At 68.9% G+C, this 8162-nt stretch carries 7 protein-coding genes; 4 read left to right on the forward strand and 3 right to left on the reverse strand.

Annotation, left to right across the window (positions count from 1 at the left end; translation table 11 throughout):
• The first annotated feature begins 61 nt into the window (after positions 1-61).
• The gene (locus ABD241_RS03795) at positions 62-1198 is read left to right on the forward strand and encodes an FUSC family protein (protein WP_344058574.1); all 1137 of its coding nucleotides are present in this window, start codon (positions 62-64) and stop codon (positions 1196-1198) included.
• 89 nt (positions 1199-1287) lie between these two features.
• On the opposite strand, the gene mctP is transcribed toward ABD241_RS03795, so the two are convergent.
• Positions 1288-2976 carry a monocarboxylate uptake permease MctP gene (mctP, locus tag ABD241_RS03800; RefSeq protein WP_344058576.1) on the reverse strand — a complete coding sequence of 563 codons (1689 nt, stop codon included), beginning with the start codon at positions 2974-2976 and terminating at the stop codon, positions 1288-1290.
• Complete coding sequence (locus ABD241_RS03805) at positions 2973-3284, reverse strand: DUF3311 domain-containing protein (RefSeq protein ID WP_344058578.1); 312 nt, start codon at positions 3282-3284, stop codon at positions 2973-2975. Before ABD241_RS03805 ends, mctP begins: the two co-directional genes overlap by 4 nt.
• A 177-nt stretch (positions 3285-3461) precedes the next feature.
• On the opposite strand from ABD241_RS03805, the gene lpdA reads away from it, so the two are divergent.
• Entirely contained in the window at positions 3462-4859 is a 1398-nt protein-coding gene (gene lpdA, locus ABD241_RS03810) for a dihydrolipoyl dehydrogenase (protein ID WP_344058580.1), read from the forward strand.
• 170 nt (positions 4860-5029) lie between these two features.
• On the opposite strand, the gene ABD241_RS03815 is transcribed toward lpdA, so the two are convergent.
• A complete protein-coding gene (locus tag ABD241_RS03815; RefSeq protein ID WP_185742614.1) occupies positions 5030-5185 on the reverse strand; it encodes a DUF6131 family protein in 156 nt (51 codons plus the stop codon).
• A 238-nt stretch (positions 5186-5423) separates the two neighbouring features.
• On the opposite strand from ABD241_RS03815, the gene rpsO reads away from it, so the two are divergent.
• Together rpsO and ABD241_RS03825 are read left to right on the forward strand one after the other, a co-directional pair.
• Entirely contained in the window at positions 5424-5693 is a 270-nt protein-coding gene (gene rpsO / locus ABD241_RS03820) for a 30S ribosomal protein S15 (protein WP_020142650.1), read from the forward strand.
• A 177-nt stretch (positions 5694-5870) separates the two neighbouring features.
• Entirely contained in the window at positions 5871-8132 is a 2262-nt protein-coding gene (locus tag ABD241_RS03825; protein ID WP_344058582.1) for a polyribonucleotide nucleotidyltransferase, read from the forward strand.
• Positions 8133-8162 lie beyond the last annotated feature (30 nt).

Raw genomic sequence — 8162 nt, forward strand, 5'->3', positions numbered from 1 at the left:
CACCTGCTGGCCGACCCGACCGCCTCCACGGGACGCGGCAGCACGGACCGAGAGGCGTGAGGTGGACGACTACCTGCGAAGCGACGCACCCGTCATCGAGGCGCTCGACCGCGCCTGGGACCGCAGCCGGCTCAGCGCCCGCAACCGGCTCGACCGGCTGCGTTCCCGACGGTTCCTCATCGTCCAGTCCGCGGTCGCCGCCGGCGTGGCCTGGTGGCTCGCGACCGACGTCTTCGGCCACCGGACGGCGTTCTTCGCGCCCGTCGTGGCCGTGGTGTGCCTCGGGATGTCCTACGGGCAGCGGCTGCGCCGCGTGTTCGAGGTCGGCGTCGGCGTCGCGGTCGGCGTCTTCACCGCCGACCTCTTCGTCCACTACGCCGGCAGCGGACCGTGGCAGATCACCGCGGTCGTCCTCGTCGCCATGGCGATCTCGACCCTGCTCGACGGCAGTCCGGTCATCGTCACGCAGTCGGCGGTGCAGAGCGCCGTGATCGTCGCCCTCGTGGCCAGCCCCGGCCAGGCCCTGGGCCGGTGGACCGACGCCCTCATCGGTGGCGCCGTCGCCCTCGTCGCGGCCAGCGTCGTCCCGCAGGCTCCGCTGCGACGCCCGCGCGTCGCAGCGGCGCAGGTGGTGCGCAAGATCGGGGAGCTGCTCCGGCGCGCGGCGGAGAGTGCCCGCGAGGGTGACGTCGAGGGCGCCGCGGAGGTGCTGGCATCGGCGCGGGGCACCGAGTCGCTGCTGCGCGAGCTGCGGACCGCAGCGGACGAGGGACTCTCCGTGCTGACCTCGTCACCGTTCAAGCGCCACCACGCGCCCGGCGTCCGCAAGATGGTCGACCTCGTCGAGCCCCTCGACCGTGCGATGCGCAGCACCCGCGTCCTGGTGCGTCGCGTGACGATCGCGGTGGGCCGTGGCGAGTCGATGCCTCCCGGCTACGACCAGCTCCTCCTCGACCTCGCCTCGGCCACGGACGTCATGGGGCGGGCCCTGTCGGAGAACGCCTCGCCCGACGTCGGGCGCTCCGCGCTGCTCGAGGTCGCCGCGGCGACGGGGGAGGTGCCGCGCACGCCGAGCCTCGCGACCGAGACGGTGCTGGCCCAGATCCGGTCGACCGTCGTCGACCTGCTCCAGGTCACGGGCCTCGACGTCGACGCCGCCATCGCCGCCCTCCCTCCGGAGCGTGAGCGCCGCCCCTGACCTCGTCGGGCCGGCGGGGAGACGCACGCAGGGCCGGGTCCGTGCGGACCCGGCCCTGCGGCATACGTGCTCTCCGGTGGGAACCCCGACTACGCGGAGGGCGTGTACTCGTGCGGGCCGACGGCGACCTTCTCGACACGGGGGTCACCGGCGTCGGCGAAGTAGTCGGCAGGGATGGTCTCGTCCCGGCCCTCGTCGGCCTTGACGGCGCGGAAGACGAGCGTCAGCACCGCGGCCACCACGACGTTGATGGCGAAGGCCGTCACCGCGATGTAGCCGAGCTGCCCGACGACCGGCATGTTGGCGATGGAGCCGCCGAAGTGCGGAGTCTGCGGGCTCGCCACGCCGTATGCCGTCCACGTGCCGTAGATCATGCCGACGGCCCAGCCGACGAGCAGGGCGCGGCGGTGGAACCAGCGCGTGTAGAGGTAGAACACCACCGACGGGAACGTCTGGAGGATCCAGATGCCACCGAGGAGCTGGAAGTTGATGGCGTTCTGCTTGTCGAGCGTCAGGACGAAGATAAGCGCGAAGGCCTTGACGACCAGCGAGGTGAGCTTGCTGACCTTCGCCTCCTGCTGCACCGTCGCGTCCGGCTTGATCCACGCCTTGTAGATGTTGCGCGTGAAGGTGTTGGCCGCGGCGATCGACATGATCGCGGCGGGCACGAGCGCGCCGATCGCGATCGCGGCGAAGGCGACGCCGGCGAACCACGAGGGGAAGAAGTCCTCGAAGAGCTGCGGCACGACGAGCTGCGGGTTGGGCTTGCCGTTGAGGCCGATCGGCTTGGTGCCGGCGGCGATGGCCACCCAGCCGAGCAGCGCCAGCAGCCCGAGCAGGAAGGAGTAGGCCGGCAGGATCGAGGCGTTCTTGCGGATCGTGTTGCGGTTCTTGGCCGAGAGGGTCGCCGTGATCGAGTGCGGGTACATGAACAGCGCCATCGCCGAGCCGAGGGCGAGGGTCGCGTACGCCCAGTACTGGCTGGCGTTCGGGATGAAGACGCCGGCAGGCTTGCCCGTCGCCGGGTTGGTCTTGGCCATCTTGCCCTGCGCCGCGTCGAAGACGTGGCCCCACCCGCCGACCTTCGAGGGCAGGTAGATGACCGCCACGATGATGACGAGGTAGATGAGGATGTCCTTGACGAAGGCGATGATCGCCGGCGCGCGCAGCCCTGAGGTGTAGGTGTAGAGCGCGAGGACGAGGAAGGCGATGAAGAGCGGCAGGTCGTTGGCCAGCCAGTTGCCGCCGCCACCGACACCGGCCACCTCGAGCACCGCCTGGATGCCGACGAGCTGCAGCGCGATGTAGGGCATCGTCGCGATGAAGCCGGTGACCGCGACGGCCAGCGTGAGGCTGCGCGAGCCGGAGCGTCCCTGGACGAAGTCGGCCGGGGTCACGTAGCCGTGCCGGTGCGAGACCGACCACATCCGCGACATGAAGACGAAGATGATGGGGTAGAGGACGATCGTGTACGGCACGGCGAAGAAGCCGCTGACGGCGCCGGCCGAGAACATCGCCGCGGGCACCGCGACGAACGTGTAGGCCGTGTAGAGGTCACCGCCGAGCAGGAACCACGTGATCCACGTGCCGAAGGAGCGTCCGCCGAGGCCCCACTCCTCGAGGCTCTCCATGCTGGCCGGGCGACGCCAGCGGGCGGCCCAGAAGCCGGCTCCGGCGACGACGACGAAGAAGAAGACGAGGACGCTGAGCGCCACGACGTTGACGCCGCCGGTGTTGCCGGAGGCGGCCGGGCCCAGGGCCGGGACGAGTGCGCTCATCGGAGGCCGTCCTCTCGCGGGTCGACGCGGTCGTCGTCGAGGAACTCGTCACCCTCGGGGTTCATCGGCACGTGCGGCCGGGCCTTGAGGACGATGCGGTACGCCGAGTAGGTCAGCACCGAGCAGATGACGACCCAGACGAACTGGTACCAGATGAAGAAGGGGAAGCCCGCGACGCGGGGCTCGTCCTTGGCATACGTGCCCACGAGCATCAGGGCGATGATCGGGATGGCCAGGAGCACCGCGGCGAGGGCGAGCAGGCCCTTGTTCGCCGGCGGCGCCTGGTGGCGGTGCGGAGTCGTACTCACGCTGGTGACCTCCGTTGGTCGGGCCGGGGAAGTTCGGCCGTGCGTCGCGGAAACTTACTCCCGCCATAGGGGACGATGTGGACTCCGACACAGCACAATCTGAAGTGAGGTTCAGATCGTGATGTGCGGCCCGACCGCCGTGCTGGGAGCTTCCCGCGCACGGATAGGCTGTCGGACATGGCTGATTTCGATCTCGTTGTGCTCGGTGCCGGTCCTGGTGGCTACGTCGCGGCGATCCGCGCGTCGCAGCTCGGCAAGAAGGTCGCCGTCGTGGAGAAGCAGTACTGGGGTGGGGTGTGCCTCAACGTCGGCTGCATCCCGAGCAAGGCGCTGCTGCGCAACGCCGAGATCGCCCACATCATCACGCACGAGAAGAAGACGTTCGGGATCGAGGGCGACGCCACCATGTCGTACGCCCCGACGCACTCGCGCAGCCGGTCGGTGGCCGACGCCAGCGCCAAGGGCGTGCACTACCTGATGAAGAAGAACAAGATCGAGGAGATCGACGGCTGGGGCACCATCACCTCGGCGACGTCGATGGACGTCGCCCTCAACGACGGCTCGTCGCGCTCGGTCACCTTCGACCACCTCATCATCGCCACCGGCGCGCAGGTCCGCATGCTGCCCGGGATGCAGGTCAGCGACAACGTCGTCACCTACGAGGAGCAGATCCTCGACGCCGACCTGCCCGGCTCGATCGTCATCGGCGGCTCCGGTGCCATCGGCGTCGAGTTCGCCTACGTCATGAAGAACTTCGGGGTCGACGTGACCATCGTCGAGTTCCTCGACCGCATGGTGCCCACCGAGGACCCCGACGTGTCCAAGGAGCTGCTGCGCCAGTACAAGAAGCTCGGCGTCAAGGTCCTGCTGTCCACCGCCGTCAAGAACGTCGAGGACACCGGCTCGGGCGTGCGCGTCACCGTGGCCCCGGCCGCCGGGGGAGACGAGACCGTCCTCGAGGCCGAGAAGTTCCTCGCCGCCTTCGGCTTCGCCCCCCGCACCGAGGGCTACGGCCTCGAGTCGCTCGGGCTGGAGATGACCGAGCGTGGCGCGATCGCGATCGACGGTCGGGGCCGCACGAGCGTGCCCAACGTCTTCGCCATCGGTGACGTCACCGCCAAGCTCATGCTGGCGCACACCGCCGAGGCCATGGGCGTCGTCGCCGCCGAGACCATCGCCGACGCCGAGACGATGGAGCTCAACTACGACATGATCCCGCGGGCGACCTTCTGCCAGCCGCAGATCGCCTCCTTCGGCTACACCGAGGCCCAGGCCAAGGAAAAGGGCCACGAGGTCAAGACGGCCAGCTTCCCGTTCTCGGCCAACGGCAAGGCGCGCGGCATGGCCGAAGGCGTCGGCTTCGTCAAGATCGTCGCCGACGCCGAGCACAACGAGCTGCTCGGCGCCCACATGATCGGGCCCGAGGTCACCGAGCTGCTGCCGGCGCTGACGCTCGCCCAGCAGTGGGACCTCACCGCCGACGAGGTGGCCCGCAACGTCTTCGCCCACCCGACCCTCAGCGAGGCCGTGAAGGAGGCCATCGAGGGCATCGCGGGGCACATGATCAACCTCTGAGTCCCCGCCTGACACACGACGTATGCCGTCCGCTCACCTCGAGCGGACGGCATACGTGCTCTCCGGCCCTTCCGCTCCTCGAACGGGAAGGTGCCGGGACGGCAAGACGCCCCCGCGGGGTCCGCGGGGGCGTCTGGGTGTTGCTGGGTGCTGCGACCGACCGGTACCGATCAGTACCAGTGCTTCCGGCCGCCGATGGCGCGACCCGTCGCGCCGAGGAGGAAGAGCACCGCGCCGATGACGACGAGAATGATGCCGATCGTGGTCAGGATGCTGATCTTGGCGAAGATGCCAATGAGCAGCAGGATGAGGCCGAGAACGATCATGGTGTTCCTTAGCTCCTTCAAATGGGGTCCCCGAGCACCAACACACGTACCCGCAACCATCTCGGGCCGAACGTAGGCAGTGGTCACGAACCGGTCACGCGCGGCCGAGGCGTCGATTAGGGCGGTCCGACCCCCGCTGTTACGCTGGGAGACGCCGTAGATCGGCCGCGGACCGATAGCGCCCAGGTGGACCTGCCCTGGAGCACCGCGCAACGAGATGAGAAGGAGTCGGTCATCCATGCCTTTGGACGCTGACGTGAAGAAGCAGATCATGACCGAGTACGCCACGGTCGAGGGCGACACCGGCTCTCCCGAGGTCCAGATCGCGATGCTGACGCAGCGCATCAAGGACCTGACCGAGCACGCTCGGGCCCACAAGCACGACCACCACAGCCGTCGTGGTCTCCTCCTGCTGGTCGGCCGCCGCAAGCGCATGCTGCGCTACCTCGAGGCCACCGACATCGAGCGCTACCGTTCGCTGATCAAGCGACTCGGCCTGCGTCGATGAGCTCGTGACGAAAGGCGGTCACCGCGTCCCCGCGGAGACCGCCTTTCGTCGTAGGTGCGGTTGGACCGACGCCACGTCGGACGCCGCGCCAGGGCCATCCGGCCCAAGGAAGTAGAAGAAACCACGCACACAACGACGATGTGCGGGGCACATGAGAAAAAGAAAGCGAGGGCCCACATGGAGGGTCCAGACATCACCTTCGCCGAGGCCGTCATCGACAACGGCAGCTTCGGCACCCGCACGGTCCGTTTCGAGACCGGACGCCTGGCCAGGCAGGCCGGCGGCGCCGTGACCGCGTACCTCGACGACGACACGATGCTCCTGTCGACGACGTCCGCAGGCAAGCAGCCGAAGGACCAGTTCGACTTCTTCCCCCTGACGGTCGACGTCGAGGAGCGGATGTACGCCATCGGCAAGATCCCCGGCAGCTTCTTCCGCCGCGAGGGTCGCCCGTCCACCGAGGCCATCCTCACCTGCCGCCTCATCGACCGCCCGCTGCGCCCGACCTTCAAGAAGGGTCTGCGCAACGAGGTCCAGGTCATCATCTCGGTGTTCTCGCTGAACCCCGACCACCAGTACGACGTGCTCGCCATCAACGCGGCCAGCGCCTCGACGCAGATCTCCGGCCTGCCCTTCTCGGGTCCCATCGGTGGCGTGCGCGTCTCGCTCATCGACGGCCAGTGGGTCGCCTTCCCGAACTTCTCCGACATCGAGCGCTCGGTCTTCGACATGGTCGTCGCCGGCCGCGTCGTGTCGGGTCCGGGCGGTGACGACGTCGCGATCATGATGGTCGAGGCCGAGTCCACCGAGTCGACGTGGAACCTCGTCAAGAACGAGGGCAAGCAGGCGCCGACCGAGGAGGTCGTGGCCGAGGGCCTCGAGGCCTCCAAGAAGTTCATCAAGCAGCTCTGCGAGGCCCAGGCCCAGCTCGCTGCCGAGGCCGCCAAGCCGGTCCAGGACTTCCCGATCTTCCTCGACTACGAGGAGGACGTCTACGCCGCGGTCGAGGCCGCCGTCTCCGACGACACCGCCGCCGCCCTCACCATCGCCGGCAAGCAGGAGCGCGAGGAGCGCCTCGACGAGATCAAGGCCGCCGTCAAGGCGCAGCTCGCCGAGCAGTTCGAGGGGCGTGAGAAGGAGGTCTCGGCCGCCTTCCGCTCCGTGCAGAAGAAGCTGATCCGCCAGCGCATCCTGCGCGACAAGGTCCGCATCGACGGTCGTGGCCTCGCCGACATCCGCGCCCTGGGCGCCGAGGTCGAGGTCCTGCCGCGCGTGCACGGCTCGGCGATCTTCGAGCGTGGCGAGACCCAGATCATGGGTGTCACGACGCTCAACATGCTCAAGATGGAGCAGCAGCTCGACACGCTGAGCCCCGTCACGCGCAAGCGCTACATGCACAACTACAACTTCCCGCCCTACAGCACCGGTGAGACCGGCCGCGTCGGTTCGCCGAAGCGCCGCGAGATCGGTCACGGCGCCCTGGCCGAGCGTGCGCTCATGCCGGTCCTGCCGACGCGCGAGGAGTTCCCGTACGCCATCCGTCAGGTGTCCGAGGCCCTCGGCTCCAACGGCTCGACGTCCATGGGCTCGGTGTGTGCCTCCACCCTGTCGCTGCTCAACGCCGGTGTGCCGCTGCGCGCCCCGGTTGCCGGCATCGCGATGGGCCTGGTGTCCGACACCGTCGACGGTGAGACGCAGTACGCCGCGCTCACCGACATCCTCGGTGCCGAGGACGCCTTCGGCGACATGGACTTCAAGGTCGCCGGCACCAAGGAGTTCGTCACGGCCATCCAGCTCGACACCAAGCTCGACGGCATCCCCGCCTCGGTCCTCGGTGGCGCGCTGACGCAGGCCCGCGAGGCGCGACTGCACATCCTCGACGTCATGGCCGAGGCCATCGACGTGCCCGACGAGATGAGCCCGTACGCCCCGCGCATCATCACGGTGAAGGTCCCCGTCGACAAGATCGGTGAGGTCATCGGCCCGAAGGGCAAGATGATCAACCAGATCCAGGACGACACGGGCGCCGACATCTCGATCGAGGACGACGGCACGGTGTTCATCGGTGCGGTCGACGGCCCCTCGGCCGAGGCGGCTCGCGCGGCGATCAACGCCATCGCGAACCCGCAGATGCCCGAGGTCGGCGAGCGCTTCCTCGGCACGGTGGTCAAGACGACGACGTTCGGTGCGTTCGTCTCGCTGCTGCCCGGCAAGGACGGCCTGCTGCACATCTCCGAGGTGCGCAAGCTCGTCGGCGGCAAGCGGATCGACAGCGTCGACGACGTCGTCAAGGTCGGCCAGAAGGTCCAGGTCGAGCTCAAGGAGATCGACCCGCGCGGCAAGCTCAGCCTTGCCGCGGTCCTGCCCGAGGGCGAGGGCGACCAGGCCGGCGAGGCCGCGGGCGACACGGAGCCGGTCGAGGCTCCCGCCGAGGCCTGACCGTCCCGGTCAGCCGACCGCAGCGATCGC

It is taken from the genome of Terrabacter lapilli (assembly GCF_039531305.1).
In the GTDB taxonomy this organism is placed as follows: Bacteria; Actinomycetota; Actinomycetes; order Actinomycetales; family Dermatophilaceae; genus Terrabacter; species Terrabacter lapilli.